Source organism: Epibacterium sp. MM17-32 (assembly GCF_022348205.1).
Taxonomy (GTDB): domain Bacteria; phylum Pseudomonadota; class Alphaproteobacteria; order Rhodobacterales; family Rhodobacteraceae; genus Epibacterium.
The window spans coordinates 39,446-54,558 of the sequence record NZ_JAKRFC010000009.1 but is presented as its reverse complement, the minus strand read 5'-3'; the positions used below and the strand labels follow the sequence as shown (position 1 = coordinate 54,558).

The 15,113-nt window shown below is 64.2% G+C and carries 17 protein-coding genes; 8 read left to right on the top strand and 9 right to left on the bottom strand.

Annotated features, from left to right (window positions below; translation table 11 throughout):
* Positions 1-82: 82 nt before the first annotated feature.
* Positions 83-685, bottom strand: coding sequence for a nicotinate-nucleotide adenylyltransferase (locus MHM88_RS15420; RefSeq protein ID WP_239367270.1), 603 nt, complete (start codon positions 683-685; stop codon positions 83-85).
* A 185-nt stretch (positions 686-870) separates the two neighbouring features.
* Between MHM88_RS15420 and MHM88_RS15415 the strand changes: the two genes are divergently transcribed.
* The 5 genes from MHM88_RS15415 (at position 871) to MHM88_RS15395 (ending at position 7,047) form a co-directional block, all read left to right on the top strand.
* A complete protein-coding gene (locus tag MHM88_RS15415) occupies positions 871-2,514 on the top strand; it encodes a lysine--tRNA ligase (RefSeq protein WP_239367268.1) in 1,644 nt (547 codons plus the stop codon).
* A gap of 158 nt (positions 2,515-2,672) precedes the next feature.
* Complete coding sequence (locus tag MHM88_RS15410) at positions 2,673-2,975, top strand: PAAR domain-containing protein (RefSeq protein WP_239322832.1); 303 nt, start codon at positions 2,673-2,675, stop codon at positions 2,973-2,975.
* Positions 2,976-2,984: 9 nt separating this feature from the next.
* The gene (locus tag MHM88_RS15405; RefSeq protein WP_239322833.1) at positions 2,985-4,139 is read left to right on the top strand and encodes a hypothetical protein; all 1,155 of its coding nucleotides are present in this window, start codon (positions 2,985-2,987) and stop codon (positions 4,137-4,139) included.
* An 88-nt stretch (positions 4,140-4,227) separates the two neighbouring features.
* A complete protein-coding gene (locus MHM88_RS15400; protein WP_239367266.1) occupies positions 4,228-4,641 on the top strand; it encodes a DUF4864 domain-containing protein in 414 nt (137 codons plus the stop codon).
* A 120-nt stretch (positions 4,642-4,761) separates the two neighbouring features.
* A complete protein-coding gene (locus MHM88_RS15395) occupies positions 4,762-7,047 on the top strand; it encodes a glycosyl hydrolase family 28-related protein (RefSeq protein ID WP_239367264.1) in 2,286 nt (761 codons plus the stop codon).
* On the opposite strand, the gene MHM88_RS15390 is transcribed toward MHM88_RS15395, so the two are convergent.
* Positions 7,044-7,544, bottom strand: a complete 501-nt coding sequence (locus MHM88_RS15390; RefSeq protein ID WP_239367262.1) for a HugZ family protein — start codon at positions 7,542-7,544, stop codon at positions 7,044-7,046. The two genes, MHM88_RS15395 and MHM88_RS15390, sit on opposite strands and share 4 nt — an antisense overlap.
* 55 nt (positions 7,545-7,599) lie before the next feature.
* Positions 7,600-8,268 (bottom strand): hypothetical protein, encoded by a 669-nt coding sequence (locus MHM88_RS15385; RefSeq protein WP_239367260.1) that lies wholly within the window; start codon positions 8,266-8,268, stop codon positions 7,600-7,602.
* Positions 8,269-8,375: 107 nt separating this feature from the next.
* Between MHM88_RS15385 and MHM88_RS15380 the strand changes: the two genes are divergently transcribed.
* A complete protein-coding gene (locus MHM88_RS15380; protein WP_239322838.1) occupies positions 8,376-8,705 on the top strand; it encodes an antibiotic biosynthesis monooxygenase in 330 nt (109 codons plus the stop codon).
* Positions 8,706-8,738: 33 nt separating this feature from the next.
* Here the strand turns inward: MHM88_RS15380 and MHM88_RS15375 are convergent, their stop codons facing one another.
* The 5 genes from MHM88_RS15375 to MHM88_RS15355 all read right to left on the bottom strand — a co-directional run bounded on the left by MHM88_RS15375 (position 8,739) and on the right by MHM88_RS15355 (position 11,915).
* The gene (locus MHM88_RS15375) at positions 8,739-9,323 is read right to left on the bottom strand and encodes a hypothetical protein (protein ID WP_239367258.1); all 585 of its coding nucleotides are present in this window, start codon (positions 9,321-9,323) and stop codon (positions 8,739-8,741) included.
* 16 nt (positions 9,324-9,339) lie between these two features.
* Positions 9,340-9,951 (bottom strand): hypothetical protein, encoded by a 612-nt coding sequence (locus MHM88_RS15370; RefSeq protein WP_239367256.1) that lies wholly within the window; start codon positions 9,949-9,951, stop codon positions 9,340-9,342.
* Positions 9,952-10,052: 101 nt separating this feature from the next.
* On the bottom strand, positions 10,053-10,652 hold the full coding sequence (locus tag MHM88_RS15365) for a hypothetical protein (RefSeq protein ID WP_239367254.1): 600 nt from the start codon (positions 10,650-10,652) through the stop codon (positions 10,053-10,055).
* A 58-nt stretch (positions 10,653-10,710) separates the two neighbouring features.
* The gene (locus MHM88_RS15360; protein ID WP_239322842.1) at positions 10,711-11,100 is read right to left on the bottom strand and encodes a hypothetical protein; all 390 of its coding nucleotides are present in this window, start codon (positions 11,098-11,100) and stop codon (positions 10,711-10,713) included.
* A gap of 158 nt (positions 11,101-11,258) precedes the next feature.
* Positions 11,259-11,915, bottom strand: a complete 657-nt coding sequence (locus tag MHM88_RS15355) for a GntR family transcriptional regulator (RefSeq protein WP_239367252.1) — start codon at positions 11,913-11,915, stop codon at positions 11,259-11,261.
* Positions 11,916-12,084: 169 nt separating this feature from the next.
* On the opposite strand from MHM88_RS15355, the gene MHM88_RS15350 reads away from it, so the two are divergent.
* Entirely contained in the window at positions 12,085-13,527 is a 1,443-nt protein-coding gene (locus MHM88_RS15350; protein ID WP_239367250.1) for an NCS1 family nucleobase:cation symporter-1, read from the top strand.
* A 150-nt stretch (positions 13,528-13,677) separates the two neighbouring features.
* Positions 13,678-14,073 carry a VOC family protein gene (locus tag MHM88_RS15345; RefSeq protein ID WP_239367248.1) on the top strand — a complete coding sequence of 132 codons (396 nt, stop codon included), beginning with the start codon at positions 13,678-13,680 and terminating at the stop codon, positions 14,071-14,073.
* Here MHM88_RS15345 and MHM88_RS15340 read toward each other — a convergent pair.
* Complete coding sequence (locus tag MHM88_RS15340) at positions 14,070-15,098, bottom strand: GlxA family transcriptional regulator (RefSeq protein WP_239367246.1); 1,029 nt, start codon at positions 15,096-15,098, stop codon at positions 14,070-14,072. The two genes, MHM88_RS15345 and MHM88_RS15340, sit on opposite strands and share 4 nt — an antisense overlap.
* Positions 15,099-15,113 lie beyond the last annotated feature (15 nt).

Below are 15,113 nucleotides of genomic sequence, written 5' to 3'. Positions count from 1 at the left end.
TCGGCAAATGCTTTGAGGGTAATATGTCAAAGAAGTTTTTGTGACGCCTGCGTGCAATGCCCCGGGGGCCGTGGCGCGGGCGTCAGTCGGACCAGTCTCCCCGGCGGCGGATCTCGGTCGAGGAGGCATCCACCATCGGGACATTGACAAAACACCAGGCCGGGGCGTCGGCCCGGGCCAGCCGTTGGCTCTGCGATGCGGGAATGCGATCTGCCCGATAGCTGCGTGCGGCAGGCGACAGACGTGCGGAGATCCGTTCGCCGGGGCGCGCCAGCACCCCCACCGGCACCGTGTCGAGGATATTGCGCCAGTCCTTCCAGCGGTGGAAATGGGCCAGGTTGTCGGCACCCATTAACCAGACAAAGCGCACATGCGGGTAGGTCTTGCGCAGGTGGCGCAGGGTTTCGGCGGTGTAGCGCGTGCCCAGCCGGGCTTCGATGTCGGAAATCCGCACCCGGGGGTGGTGCATGATTTCGCGCGCCGCCCCCATCCGCCGCGCCATCGAGGCGGGCGGGTTTTCCTTGAGCGGATTGCCGGGGGTGACCAGCCACCACAGCTGATCGAGGTTGAACCGCTTGAGCGCCGCAAGCGAGATCTGCACATGCCCGTGATGGGGCGGATCAAAGGATCCACCCAACAGGCCCACCGTCATGCCCGGGCGCAAGAAGGGAAACGCGTTTCTCATCAGGGGAGTGGTGTACAGATTTGTCGGGGGATGGCAACGGCGGATGACATATGGCCAGTGCAGGCGGCAAAACCGCCGCGTGACGGGCAGGGCTTGTTGACTCTGGCGCTGCCTCTCTCATAAGGGGGTGCGTCCTGCCACATGGGGTGGCGGACTGACCTCACAGACACCGATGGAGTCCCTCAATGTCTGATCTGCGCGAAGAAGCTCTGAAGAGCAAAGCCTGGCCGTTTGAAGAAGCACGCCGTGTTCTCAAACGTTACGCCAAGGGCGCGCCGGAGAAGGGCTTCGTCCTGTTCGAGACCGGCTACGGCCCCTCCGGTCTGCCCCATATCGGCACCTTCGGCGAGGTGGCCCGCACCACCATGATCAAGACCGCCTTCGAGGTGATCTCCGACATTCCGACCAAGCTGATCTGCTTTTCCGATGATCTCGACGGCATGCGCAAGGTGCCGGGCAACGTGCCCAATTCCGAGAGCCTCACGGAGCATCTGCAAAAGCCGCTCACCTCGGTGCCGGACCCGTTTGGGACGCATGAGAGCTTTGGCCATCACAACAACGCCATGCTGCGCCGCTTCCTCGACACCTTCGGGTTCGAGTATGAGTTTTATTCCGCCACCGAGTTCTACGGCTCCGGCCAGTTCGACGAGGTGCTGAAGCGCGCGGTTGAAAAATACGACGACATCATGGCGATCATGCTGAAGTCGCTGCGCGAAGAACGCCGCCAGACCTATTCCATCTTCCTGCCGATCCACCCGGACACCGGCCGCGTGCTCTATGTGCCGATGAAAAAGGTCTGCGCCGAGACCTACACCATCACCTTTGATGATGAGGACGGTCGCGAATGGACCCTGCCGGTGACCGGCGGCAATGTAAAATTGCAGTGGAAGCCGGACTTTGGCGCCCGCTGGGCCGCGCTTGGCGTCGATTTTGAGATGTACGGCAAGGATCACTCCACCAACACGCCGATCTATGACGGCATCTGCCGGGTGCTGGGCCAGCGCGCGCCGGAGCATTTCACCTATGAATTGTTCCTCGATGAAAACGGCCAGAAGATCTCCAAGACCTCCGGCAACGGCGTCTCCATCGACGAGTGGCTGACCTACGCCTCGACCGAGAGCCTTGCGTATTTCATGTATCAAAAGCCCAAGACCGCCAAGCGGATGCATTTTGACGTGATCCCCAAGGCGGTGGATGAATATCACCAGCAATTGCGGGCTTATCACGGTCAGGACCTGAAGTCGCAGCTCAACAACCCGGTCTGGCACATCCACGGCGGCAATGTCCCGCAGTCGGATATGGTGGTGCCGTTCTCGATGCTGTTGAACATCGCCAGCGTCTCCAACGCCGAGGACAAGGAAACCCTCTGGGGCTTCATCAACAAATACGCGCCCGACGCCACCGCCGAGACCCATCCCGGCATGGATCAGGCCGCAGGCCATGCGGTGCGCTATTTCAATGACTTCGTGAAGCCCGCAAAAACCTACCGTCTGCCCACCGATCAGGAGCGCGCAGCCCTCACGGATCTGGCCGATGCGCTGCGTTCGCCAGAGGCGGCACTGGCGGCCATCGCCAAGAAAAACGAGCTGGTCGGCAATGATGATCCGCTGCCCGAAGCCAATTTTGCCGACGACGAGTTCCTGCAGTCCGTGGTCTTTGCCATCGGCAAGATCCACGGGTTCGAACCCCTTCGTGCGTGGTTCTCGGCGATCTACGAGGTGCTCTTGGGCGCGAGCCAGGGCCCGCGATTTGGCGGCTTCATCGCGCTTTATGGCGTTGAGGACAGCATCGCGCTGATCGAGAGCGCCCTGGCGGGCGAGCTGGTCTGACAGCCGATTTTGTCCATGTGACCTTGCAGCAGGCGCCCCGACGGGCGCCTGTTTTGTCTCCACCGGCGGGTTTTTCAAAAAACTTCTGCGACGGATCACTTCTTTTTGGCCGTTGAGGTGTTTATCTTCTACCCAAGGTTATTTCGGAGGACTTCATTATGATGCCAGCGGCGCGACTCTCGGATATGCATGTCTGCCCCATGGTGACGCCCGGCGTGCCGCCCATTCCGCATGTGGGTGGGCCGGTCTCCGGTCCTTGTGTGCCGACGGTGCTGACCTGCGGATTGCCACAGGCGGTGATGGGCGACATGGCGGTCTGCGTCGGCCCGCCCGACACGCTGGCCAAAGGCTCCTCGACCGTGCTGGTCGGTGGCAAGCCCGCGGTGCGCATCGTCATCGACACCTGTGCCCATGGCGGCATGGTCAGCGTCGGGGCGCCGACCGTGATCATCGGCGGCTGAGCCCCCTGCATGGTCTGTTTCTGCAAGGATCTGGAACTGCCGATGGCGCTGCCATCGACCACGCGGGACAGCCTGCGGGTGGATGCGCCGCCGCCGCAGCTGTCCAATATGCTCAAGCTGATGAAGCTGAACGCCAACCTCAGCGCGCGCACCGATCTGAACCTGGCCGAAATGCTGCCGCAGGACCAGAACTGGATGGCGGCCAATATCGTGGCGCAGGCGCCGAATGGCACGCTGCCCAGCGATCTGCCGTCCGGCGGCGGGCCGGTGCTGGCCCTGGCGGCGCGGCTGGCGGTGCCCGCGGCACTGTTCCCGCTGGACGACCTCGAGGCGCTCAAGGAGGAACTGACGCAGGCGATCCTCAGCCTTGAGGAAAACGTGATGGCGCAGACCCGCTCGCTGCCGCCGCAGATGCCCCAGCCGAGCTATCAGCACCTTGCCCTTGGCGCGCATATGACGCTGGCGCTGCGCGCGCAGGGGCTCTGCCCCTTCGAAGTGATGGAGATGGAGCTGAACGAAAGCGCCGCGCTGGGCGATGGCGGCACCAGCCTCGCCAAACAGAACGCGACGCTGCAATTTGCCTCCCGCCTGCCAAAGATGCGGCTGCCCGCTTTTGGCCTGCCCCCGGCGCAGTTGAAACTGGCGACCCAGCTGGCGGGGCTGGCCAGCAGCACCGCGGCGCTGAACAAGCCGCCGCTGACGCCCGCCTTCATCGAACAGCTCAAGAGCCAGTACAAGGCGCTTCAGAGCTTTCCAGTGCCGCGCACCAAGACACCGCTGCCGATCCTGATGGCGCTGGCGGCAGAGATGGCCGATCTGGATGTCATCCACGAGGCCTTTGGCGAGGATGCGCTGACTCCGGCGGGCCAGTCGCGGATCAATGCGATGTACACCCATTGGGCCAAGAAACGCATTGCCGTGCCGCTGCCGGCCGCCGAATTGCAAAGCCAGTTCGAGATGCTGCCGGAGGTCCAGGACGTGCTGGAAGGCGGGCGTGTCACCAAATCCTCCGGCCCGGGCCTGATGGCGTCGATGAGCACCCAGATGCCGCCGCCCCCCGTGACCCCGGTGCTGGAGGTGATCGCGGCGCTTGGATCGGTCATGACCAAGCTGATGCGGCAAAAGCCCTTTGGTGCCTGTTCCGCCTGCGATTTCGCCGCCTGACCGCACTGCGCTGGGCGGGGCGCGTTTTGACTGTGCGGGCTGCCACGCTAGGTCCCCTTAGGACAGGATCTGTTCGGGAGGGAACACAATGCGTATGGGCGTGGCGATAGCACTGGCGGCGGGGATCACATGGGCAAGCTGGGGCGTGGTGGCGCAGGCACAGAAAGAGCCGATCACCAGCGTGATTGACGCGCAGATCGCGGCCTTCCTGTCCGATGACGCGCAGGCCGCCTTTGGGTTTGCATCACCGGGCATCCGCCAGCTCTTTGGCACGCCGGAGCGCTTTGCTACCATGGTGGAGCAGGGCTATCCGATGGTCTGGCGCCCCGCCGAGGTGCGCTATCTGGAGCTGCGCGAGGTCGCCGGCAACCTGTGGCAACGGGTCATGGTGACCGATGCAGATGGCAGTATCCACATGCTGGATTACCAGATGGTCGAGACCGAAACAGGATGGAAAATCAACGCGGTGCAGCTTCTGAAGGCGCCCGGGGCAAACGTCTGAACCGGCCTGCGCGGCCGCCGCTGTTGCCGGACCAGCGCACGCCGTCCTGAGCGGGATTTAAACCCGACCTGATAGAACCCTTTCCCAATCCCGGCGTGGTGGAACAGGAAAGGGTTTTTCATGAACAAGGCAATCACCGACGGTCTGCAACTGATGCCGCCCGCGTTTACCGACGGTCTGGACGTCTGGTCGAGCGGCAATGGCACACCCGGCTCCGACACCTATGACGGGGCGGCAAATGCCGCCGTGGTTGCGGGGGACGCGGATTTTGGCGGCTGTCTGGAGCTGCAAAAGACCGACAGCACCCAGCGGCTGCGCTACATGGGCGAAACGCCGATCCTGCCGGGCTGCTATCTGCGGGTGACCGCCCGCGTCAAAGCCATGAGCGGCGCTTTTCCCACCGTGCGCATCGCGGGCTGGGCCGGGGCGGCCAACAACTCCCATGTCTCTGGCGTGATCGAGAGCGGGCCGGGCATCACCCTCAGCGCCTATGGCGAGGTGGTCGAGGTGCAGGCCATCGTCGGCACCGGCAGTCGCTCCGGCGTTGATATGCCCTGGGGGCTGGACGCCGCCTACGGGCACCTCGGGCTGAACCTGACCGGGGCCAATGGTGGTGTGATCCGCGTCGATGATATCGTGATCGAGGACATCACCAGTGTCTTTTTGCGCGATATGCTGAGCGTGGTGGATGTGACCGATTTTGGCGCTGTGGGCGATGGCACCACCAATTGCCACGCCGCGTTCGAGGCGGCGGATGACGCCGCCAATGGCCGTCGCATTCTGGTGCCCGAGGGCGAATTCCGGATCAACAACACGCTGTCGCTCAATCATGATGTGATCTTTGAGGGCACGTTGTCGATGCCCGACAGCGCCATGCTCCTGCTGACCAAGAGCTATGACTACCCGACCTATGCGGCGGCGTTTGGGGATGAGGAGCTGGCCTTTAAGAAGGCGTTTCAGGCGCTTTTGAACAGTGTCGATCACGAAAGTCTCGACCTCGGCGGGCGCAGCATTGCCGTCAGCGGCCCCATCGACATGCAGGCGGCGGTGCCAAATCGCACCAGCTATGCCACCCGCCGTTATATCCGCAACGGCCAGTTCACGGCGCAGGCGGGCGCGAGTTGGGATCATGACGTGATCACCGCGCAGGCGACCTATGACAGCTCCGACAAGAAGAAACTGACCAATGTGGCCAATATCTCGGCCATTCCGGTGGGGGCGCTGGTCGAGGGTGCAGGTGTCGGGCGCGAGGTCTATGTCACCGCAAAGAACGTCGGCGCGACCGAGCTGACCCTGAGCCAGCCCTTGTATGACGCGGAAGGGACGCAGAATTTCACCTTCACCGCGTTCAAATACATGCTGGATTTCTCCGGCTTCTCGGCGCTGAAGAAGTTCGGTATCTCCGGCGTGGAATTCCAGTGCAACGGCGTCGCCAGCGCGTTGCGTCTGGCGCCGGCGGGCACCGTCTTTGCGCTGCACGACTGTTTCTTTACCCGCCCCAAGGCGCGCGGGATCACCTCGATCGGCAGCGGCTGTCAGGGCATGCTGGTGGACAATTGCCAGTTCCTGTCGGACGAGGACGCTATGGATGTGGCGGATCGCGAGAGTATTGCGCTCAACGTGAACTCCAACGATGTGAAGCTGCGCCACAACCGCGCCACGCGGTTCCTGCATTGGGCGGTGATGGCCGGGTCAAACCACACGGTCACCGGCAACCACTTCTTTCAGGGTGACAGCGTTGCGGGCGGCATCCGCACCGCCGGGATCGTGGTGACGGATACCTATGCCTCGCACACGATTTCGGAAAACTACATCGACAACTGCTTTATCGAGTGGACCAATGAATATGACGCAAACCCCGATTTCACCGGCGGGTTCTCCTTTGCGGCCATGTCGATCACCGACAATGTGTTCCTCAGCGGCGATGTGGCGAGCTGGTTCAGCTATATCGTGATAAAGCCGTATGGCAGCGGGCATTTTCTGAATGGGGTATCGGTGACCGGCAACAAGTTCCGGTCGATCAACGGCACCATCGACCGGGCCGAGCGGGTCGATACCAGCTTTGCCACTCTCGATTTCTCGCGCTCAAAGGACGTGTTCTTTGACGCCAACAGCTTTCACAACGTCAGCACCCAGTGCCGCAATCCGCTGCGGGTGGAGTTTGACCAGAACTCCGCCGCAAGCACCTGGACCATACCCACCGGCGGCACGCTGCCGTTTCAGGGCTACAGCCGCGCGGTGGATGCAGTGATCGTTGAGGGATCACTGCGCGGCAGCAGCGGCGCGGTGGTGTATCCCGGCCACTATGTGCGCACGCAGGAAGGCAGCAACCATGACGAGATCGACATCGTCTGGGAACAGGCCGTGCGCGGCACCGTGCGGGCGCTGATCCGCATCGACCGCTAGGCGGTTTGGCCCAGATCGGCGGGGGTGAGCACATAAGCCTTGCCAAAACCGCCGTTCAAAAAGGCCTCATCAATCTGGAACCGCACGAAGTGGAAATCGGCAAAGCCGATGTAGAGCTTGGCCTTGGGGTGGCGGCGCAGATACTGCGCGGCCATCTCCTCATGCGCGGGGCAGGCGTTGGGCAGGATCTCGGCGCGTCCGTTCAGGGTCAGGCGCGGATGCGTCAGCGGATCGCCCTTGTCGCCGGGCTCCCCGATCAGGAGCGACACCTGCGGGCGCGCGGCGATCGCCTGCGTATGCTGCGCCAGGGTGGACACCAGCGAGATCGGCCGCCCGCCAGCATCCAGCGCAAAGGCCACGCGGCTCTGCACCGGGTGGCCTGCCGCGCTGAGCGTGGCCAAGGCGGCAAATGTCGCGCTCTGCATCAGATCTGATGCGAGGCTGCGCGCTTCGGCATCAGTGGGGCGGATCGGCGAGGCGGGGGGGCGGTCTGACATGTCTGGCTCCGGTGCGTGGGGACTGGCCGGGCGGGCAGGGTGGTGCTGGCGGGGCTCAGAACCTGTGCCACAGTTCCAGCTTGAGGCCAAGCCGAGCATCGCCGAAGGACCGCCATTCCAGCCCGGCGACCAGGTCGCGGCTCTCCGACAGTTGCCAGCGCAGGGCCGGCAACAGCTTCTGGATCATCTCGCCGTCATCCGGCTGGTAGAGTTCCAGCTGGATCATCGGTGCGGGGCCCTGCGCGCGATGGACCCCGAGCGTGCCGTCAAGCTTCCAGGCGCGTTGTGCGCCGCCCTGCCGCCATTCCCGCGACAGATCCACCGAGACCCAGCCGCCACCGGCGGACCAGTCCAGCCCGCGCCCGGCGGACAGGGTGACCCGTTGCATGCCGGCCCACTCCGCGCCCGTGCGCGCCACTCCCGCGCCCAGTTCCAGCGCCAGTTGCCAACCCTCGTCGCGCTGGCGCAGGGGCAGGCGGGCAAAGACCAGCGCATGGGCGGCGGGAAACCCGGCGTCCTCGCTGCGGTTGATGTCGATCCCGAAGGTCAGGTTCGGCGTCACCCCATAGGCCGCATATGTCCCGATCTCGCCCCCCGTCGGACGGGCCCGCACGCTGCTGGACAGAAACCCGCCGCCGTCGGGCTCCAGCCAGGCCCCGGCCTGCGCAACCGGCGCGCAGATCAACAGCCGCAAACACAGGGCAATCGCGATGGCGTGACGCACAGGCGGATCCTCCCAGAGCGGCTAACTCCACCCAGGGTAGAGCGAAATTCTGTCGACTTTCAAGTCAGGTGCCATAGTCTGAAAGAGAGGATGCCAGGGAGGATCTCATGCCGACGATAGCAAAATCCAACGACGTGCAGACGGTTATCACCACCTTCGAAGTGACGCCGGGCACGTGCCAGGACCTGATTGACGCATTGGAAGATGCCTATGCGTCCTTTATTTCCCACCAGCCCGGCTTTGTCGCGGCGGGGTTGCATGTGAATGATGCCCAGACACGGGTGGCGAATTATTCCCAGTGGCGCCACCGGGAGGATTTCATGGAGATGCTGCGCAGCGAAGAGATGCGCAAGCGCAACCGGGTGCTGAACACGCTATGCCGCAGCTTCGAGCCGGTGATGTATGATGTGGTGGCGACGTTCCGTCAGCCTGAGTAACCGCGTCGGGCTTCGGGCGCAGGGCCCGGGGCATCACGCCAGCTGCTGCCACCAGGTGATCCACGACCGGGCCGCGGCGCGCAGCAGCACCTTGGTGGAATCGAGCGCCTGGGCGATCTTCTGGAAATGCGGTTTCTGCCCCGCAGAGGGCGCGCGCAGCAGCACCGTTTTTGCCTCTTCCACCACATCCAGCGTGGTCTGGCGCAGGCGGGCGGAGGCGTCGGGACGGATGGCGACATAGCTGACAAACCCGGCCCGCTTGCGCGGCAGGTCGGGCGCCAGGTTGGCATCGACCGCGCGCCCGACGCGGGTTTCGCAGAGTTTCATCGCCGTATAGGCCGCCTCGTAATCCCGGTTGCCACGCAGGGTCGATGCGGCGCGGCGAAAGGTTTTGCGGTAGCAATCGTAGTAGTAGAGATCGCCCAGCTTGTAGCATGTGTAGAGATCCCGGTCGATTTGCCGGATCAGCCCGTCGGTGGTGCGGGTGGACAGGCCGCGCGGGGCATCGCGGCTGGCTCCGTCGTGATCCTGTGCCCGTGCCCCCGCGACCGGCAGCAGCAGGGCAGAGGTCAGGGGCGCAGCCAGGGCAAGAAGGGCGCAGATCAGCAGGACGCGCATGAGGGGTCTCCTTGTTCTAACCGCGATGCGACAGCTGTGCGACCGGCCAGAGCCCAAGCGCCAGTCGGTAGAGTTGTACCGGCCCGCGCAACAGGGCGGAGCGCAGCAGCACCTTGTTGGAATCGATCACCGCGGCGATTTTCTGGAAATGCGGTTTCTGATGCGGCGCCGGGGAGCGCAGCAGAACGGTGCTGGCGTCCTCCATGGCGCGGATGGTTTCGCGTTTGACCGCCGCAACGGCCGCGGGTTTGACGGCGCTGTAGCGCACCAGCCCCTTGCGGATGCGCTTGGCGGTGGGATCGGCATTGGCGTTTACCGCGGCTTCGACCCGTTTTTCCACGCTGCGCAGCGCCTCGTAGGCGGGCTGGTAGTCGATCCCGCCCTTGATCTTGCGGGCGGCAAATCCATAGGTCTTGCGGATGCAGTCAAAACGGTAGGCCTCGAACAGTTGCAGGCACTCGCCGACGCCGCTCTCCAGCAGCCTGACCACCTCGCGGGTGGTGCGGTTGTTGACCGTATTGCTCGAATCGCGGCCGCCACCACCGCCGCCGTCGCCCCGGTTTCCGGCATGGGCGCCCGGCCCCGGGACAAAGGTGGCAAGGGTCAGAAGAAGAATGAGAAATCGCATGATCGACCTGCTCCGTCGTTGCTCGGTACAGGCAGCGTAGCACGGGTGATCCCGGTTTCCCTAGCGGCAGGTTCCGCCCCCCGGGCAAAAGCCGTGCGCGCCTAGCCGAGCGGGGCGAAGGCGGGCAGGGTTGCAAGCCTGCGCAAGGGCCCCGGCAGCCGCATCAGGGCAGAGCGCAGCAGCACCTTGTTGGACTGGATCACGGCGGCAACGCGCTGGAAATGCTTTTTCTGTTCGTTGTCCGGTGTGCGCAGCAGGATCGTGGTGGCCTCTTCCATGGCTGCCAATGTGGCCTGTTTGATCGCGGGCACGGCGTCGGGTTTGACGGCGCGATGCTGCACAAAGATGTTCTCGCGCAGGTTGGGCTGGCTGGGGTCGAGGTTGGCCTCCACCGCGGCACCGATGCGCTGTTCCACCAATGCGAGCGCCTGGGCAATCGGGGCGTATTCGCGGCTGCCGCGCAGGGCGTGGGCTCCGGTGCGGTAACTGCGACGGTAGCAGTCGTAACGATAGACCTTGGGCGCGCCCTGGCAGCGGCGAAAATCAGTCCTGAGCTGGGTCACGATCGCCTCGGTGCTGTCGTCGTTCAGGCGCAGACCCCAGCCGGGGCGGCCACTGAACCCATCGCTGCCACGTGCGCTCGTCGACAGCGCGGGCAGCAGCAGGAAGAACAGGGTGACGGCAGTCAGAAGGCGGAGCATGGGCGGTCCTTTGCGAACGGGCAGCGGAGGGCGGGGGCGCGCGTGGTCGGAGCCGGGGCTATTCGGGGTGCAGGATGCGGCATTGCGCGGCGGCTTCGGCGGCGCGGGTGCTGGCCCCCGGCAACGCGTCCTTCAGACCGCGCAGCTTCTTGCGTTCTTCGGCAACATCGATGGCGACCGGTGTTTCGATGGTCCGGTAATAGGTCTCGGGGCAGGGGTAGTAGCCCACCACCTTGCCATCCCGTACCCGCCGACAGGTGTAGAACACGGTTTCCGGCACCGTCTGGCGGTGGATCGCATAGCCGCGGGAAATATTGTTCTCGGTCTCCTTGATCTCGTTCAGGAGCCGGGTCTGTTCGGCCGCGCCCTGGCGGATACAGCGTTCCTGCGGCGTGGCGCAGGCCGCAATCAGGGCGAGGGCGGGCAGGGCGAGAAAGAAGCGGGACATGGCGGGGCGTCCTTTGAATGGGCGATCTGACAATCCGGATGCACGTATAACACCGCAAAGCTGCCTGTTATTCGATAGCAGCGCAAGCACGCCTCGACATCCGGTATCGCGGGCGTCTCACCGTGACGTGATGGGGGGCGGTGGTGTGGCCGCTGGCGTCAGGCAACACCCCACCAGCGCAGGGTTTGCGCGCAATGGGTTGAAATGGCCTGCACGGCGGCCTCGGCATCGCCCAGTTCCAGGGCATCGATGATGGCCAGATGCTCCTCCATCGCCGAAACGATGCGCACCTGAAGGAAGGGCCGGGCATTCTGGATAATGGCAATGCGCATCCGGTTGGCGCCATAGACCCGCGCCAGCTGTTCGTTTTCGAGCCCTTCTGACAGGTAGTCGTGCAGCGACAGGTCGACCGCGATGGCCCGGGGCGGCTGGGCGTCGCTGTCGGAGGCACCGGCGGCGGCCAGCATGTCCTGATGCTGCTGACGCAGGTCATCAAGCCCGCTCAAGGCGCCTTTGGCAATGCGGCGGCGGGCGCCTTCCTGATCCAGAACCATGCGGAAATCGAGACAGGCGCGGATGGTTTCGGGACGCGCCTCCATCACCTGCACGCCGCGCTTGGGCACCGTGGTCAGCAGCCCCTGGGCGCTGGCGTATTTCACCGCCTCGCGCACCGCGGCAAGCGGATAGCCGATCAGGTCGACCAGCTGCGGCATGGACACGAACTGCCCGTCGCGCAGGATCCCCTGGCGCAGCGCATCACAGAGCGCGGCCTGGGCCAGATCGGTCTGAAGCTGAGCGCCCTGTGCCTGGTTCATAACTCTCCCCCCGACCTGCATTAACAATGCAGGCCTTAAAGTCTTATCTGAATTTTCTTATAGCGTCCCATCTAGAATACTCTCTAACATGTTACGTGCAAGCTTAATAACGCGGCAATGTAAAAACTTTTCAAAAGAGCGCCGCGCGGGCCGTCACAGGGAGATTGACATGGCATCCACGGAACACACGCATCTGGCGGACAGCGGCACGCTGGACCCCACCGGCAACACCCTGAGCCCGGTGACGCCGGAGGAAAAAACCTGGGGGTGGTTCGCCATCTTCAACATCTGGGCCAATGACGTGCAGTCGCTGTTCGGCTACTCGCTGGTGGCGTCTCTGTTCATCTCCTATGGCGTCGGCGGCTGGACCGCCTTTGCGGCGCTGGTGGTGTCGGGCCTGTTCGTGATGTGGATGGTGAACCTCTCCGGGGCTGCGGGCGAGAAATACGGCATCCCCTATCCGGTGCTGGCCCGCGCCAGCCTCGGCACCGAGGGCGCCAAGCTGCCGGCGGTGCTGCGCGCCACGGTGGCGGTGTTCTGGTACGGGGTGCAGGTCTATTTCGCCTCCACCGCGCTGGCGCTGCTGATCCGCTCGCTCACCGGGCTGAGCGGCGGGGCAGAGATCTTTGGCCTCACCGGCATCGACTGGCTGTCCTTCGTGCTGGTCTGGGGCTTTCACATCGTGATCTTCTGGCGCGGCATGAACTGGGTGGAGACCTTCCTCAATATCGCCGGACCCTTTGTCTATGTGGTGATGATCGGACTGGTGGTGGTGTTGTGGCAACGCTCCGACGGGGAGCTGCTGTCGGCCACCGCCACCATCTTTGCCAATCCCGAGGGCACCTTCTGGACCGAGTTCAACGGCTTCATTGCCATCATCGGCACCATGGTGGCCTATTTCTCGGCGGTGATGATCAACTTCTCCGACTTCTCGCGCTATGCCAAGGACAAGCCGACGATGGTGAAGGGGAACCTGGCCGGTCTGCCGTTCAACATGATCCTGTTCTCGGCGCTGGCGCTGCTGACCACCGGCGGTGCGGCCGTGGTCTTTGGCGAGGAGATCATCAACCCGACCGAGATCGTCGAGCGCACCGACAGCGTGCTGCTGGGCATCATTGCCGCGATCACCTTCTTTGCGGCGACGGTGGGCATCAACCTGGTGGCCAATTTCATCCCGGCGGTGAATGGCATCGCCAACCTGTCGCCCGAGACCATCAGCTTTCGCAAGGCGGGGCTCATCACCTCGGTGTTTGCGCTGGTGATCGGCGGTTTCTGGACCAGCTTCATCAGCCAGTTCGGCATCAGCGGCTTTGTCAACACGCTGGGAGCGACGCTGGCGCCGATCTTCGGCATCATGATCGTGGACTACTACCTGCACCGCAAGGAGCAGCTGAACCTCGCCGATCTCTACGACACGCAAGGCGGCGCCTACCACTACAACTACGGCTGGAACGGCGCGGCGGTCAAGGCCTTTGCCCTGGCGGGGATCTTCTCGGTGGCCACCGTCTGGGTGCCCTGGTTCGGCTTCCTTTCCGGCTACAACTGGGTGATCGGGGCGCTGTTGGGCGGTGTCCTTTATCACGCACTGGCAAAGGGCAACGGCGCGCGCTGATCCCGACCCCGACACGCGATTTATGAAAAACGCCCGGCCAAGTGTCGGGCGTTTTTGCATTGGACGGCCCTGGGCAGGCCGGGGGTTGCAATCGGTTTGCCACTGCGGTTTGAGCAGTCCCGGACCCGCAGTCAACACGAGGCGCAGCCGATGACCAAACTTGCCCACAGCATGATCCGCGTTCTGAACGAGGAGGCCTCCGTGGCCTTCTACAAGGCCGCCTTTGCGATGGAGATCGCGGACCGGCTCGATTTCGACGACTTCACGCTGATCTACATGACCGCCCCCGAAAGCACCTTCGAGCTGGAGCTGACCGTCAACAAATCCCGCACGGAGCCTTACGATCTGGGTGATGGCTATGGCCATATCGCGCTTGTGGTTGCCGATCTGGAAGCGGCCCGCGCCCGGGTCGAGGCCGCCGGTGGGGCGCCGCGCGACATCGTCGATTTCCGCCCCGGCGGCGAACGGGTGGCGCGGTTCTTCTTTGTCGCCGACCCGGATGGCTATCAGATCGAGGTGATCGAGCAGGGCGGCCGCTTCCGCTAGACGCTGGTGACGCGCCCGGAGCGGAGCTCGAACGGCGTCTGACCAAAGCGCAGGCGGAACTTCTTGGAGAAATGGCTCGGCGAGGCAAATCCGGTGGCCATGGCCACCTCGGTGATCGGCATCTCGCTCTGCAACAGCAGATTGCGCGCCCGGTCCAGCCGCAGGTCGTCGTAGAACCGCTTGGGCGGCAGGCCCACATAGCGCAGGAACAGCCGTTCCACCTGCCGCTGCGAGATGCCCACCAGTTCGGAAAAGCTCTGCATCGGCAGCGGGTATTCGACATTGTCGTCCATCGCCCGGATGATCCGGCGCAGGCGCGGATGGGTGACATGGGCGAAATGGGGCGAGATGTCGGAGGTCAGCGCCTGTAGCCGGTGCTGCTGGGTATAGCTCAGCTCATCCGCCACCTGATCGGCCAGTTCGCCCCCCAGCAGGCTGCGAATGAAACACAGCGCCAGGTCGATCGCCGCGGTGCCCGCCGCGCAGGAAAAGCTGTCGTGCTCAAAGACAAAGGCAGAGCGCGCCAGCACCACCTGCGGATAGCCTTCGGCAAAGCTGCTCTGATGGCGCCAATGGGTGGTGGCGGACTTGCCGGTCAACAGGCCGGCCATGGCCAGCACCTCGGCGCCGCGCTCCAGCCCGCCGCAACGCACCCCGTGGCGCATGGCGCTGCGCAGGCCACGGGTGACCGCATCCAGGGTGGCGCGCGGGATGTCAGGCGTGCCGCAGAGCAACAGCAGATCGCTGCGCCGCAGATCCCGGAGGCTGCCCGCAACCGGTAGGGCGAGGCCGCAGGACGAGGTCACCGGCGCCCCGTCCAGCGTGACGCAGAGGCTAGTCAGGGGCTGCGCGCGGCAGAGCCGGTTGGCCAGTGCCAGCGTGTCCAGAAAACCACTCACCGACAGCAGCGAATGCCCCGGCAGCAGCATCAGAACAAAGCGCTGCACAGGCGCGCTCACCGGGCCTGTCGGGGCGGGCGCTGCGGTCTCTTCCTCAGACATGTGCTGCGGTTTGTCCTGCAACATCGGTCACTCTCCGGT

Excerpts from the sequence above, each read along its gene's own strand:
- MHM88_RS15365 (WP_239367254.1), bottom strand. The coding sequence starts at position 10,652 with ATGCTCCGCCTTCTGACTGCCGTCACCCTGTTCTTCCTGCTGCTGCCC.
- MHM88_RS15360 (WP_239322842.1), bottom strand. The coding sequence starts at position 11,100 with ATGTCCCGCTTCTTTCTCGCCCTGCCCGCCCTCGCCCTGATTGCGGCC.
- MHM88_RS15350 (WP_239367250.1), top strand. The coding sequence starts at position 12,085 with ATGGCATCCACGGAACACACGCATCTGGCGGACAGCGGCACGCTGGAC.
- MHM88_RS15355 (WP_239367252.1), bottom strand. The coding sequence starts at position 11,915 with ATGAACCAGGCACAGGGCGCTCAGCTTCAGACCGATCTGGCCCAGGCC.
- MHM88_RS15375 (WP_239367258.1), bottom strand. The coding sequence starts at position 9,323 with ATGCGCGTCCTGCTGATCTGCGCCCTTCTTGCCCTGGCTGCGCCCCTG.
- MHM88_RS15410 (WP_239322832.1), top strand. The coding sequence starts at position 2,673 with ATGATGCCAGCGGCGCGACTCTCGGATATGCATGTCTGCCCCATGGTG.
- MHM88_RS15340 (WP_239367246.1), bottom strand. The coding sequence starts at position 15,098 with ATGTTGCAGGACAAACCGCAGCACATGTCTGAGGAAGAGACCGCAGCG.
- MHM88_RS15390 (WP_239367262.1), bottom strand. The coding sequence starts at position 7,544 with ATGTCAGACCGCCCCCCCGCCTCGCCGATCCGCCCCACTGATGCCGAA.
- MHM88_RS15400 (WP_239367266.1), top strand. The coding sequence starts at position 4,228 with ATGCGTATGGGCGTGGCGATAGCACTGGCGGCGGGGATCACATGGGCA.
- MHM88_RS15415 (WP_239367268.1), top strand. The coding sequence starts at position 871 with ATGTCTGATCTGCGCGAAGAAGCTCTGAAGAGCAAAGCCTGGCCGTTT.
- MHM88_RS15420 (WP_239367270.1), bottom strand. The coding sequence starts at position 685 with ATGAGAAACGCGTTTCCCTTCTTGCGCCCGGGCATGACGGTGGGCCTG.
- MHM88_RS15405 (WP_239322833.1), top strand. The coding sequence starts at position 2,985 with ATGGTCTGTTTCTGCAAGGATCTGGAACTGCCGATGGCGCTGCCATCG.
- MHM88_RS15380 (WP_239322838.1), top strand. The coding sequence starts at position 8,376 with ATGCCGACGATAGCAAAATCCAACGACGTGCAGACGGTTATCACCACC.
- MHM88_RS15345 (WP_239367248.1), top strand. The coding sequence starts at position 13,678 with ATGACCAAACTTGCCCACAGCATGATCCGCGTTCTGAACGAGGAGGCC.
- MHM88_RS15370 (WP_239367256.1), bottom strand. The coding sequence starts at position 9,951 with ATGCGATTTCTCATTCTTCTTCTGACCCTTGCCACCTTTGTCCCGGGG.
- MHM88_RS15395 (WP_239367264.1), top strand. The coding sequence starts at position 4,762 with ATGAACAAGGCAATCACCGACGGTCTGCAACTGATGCCGCCCGCGTTT.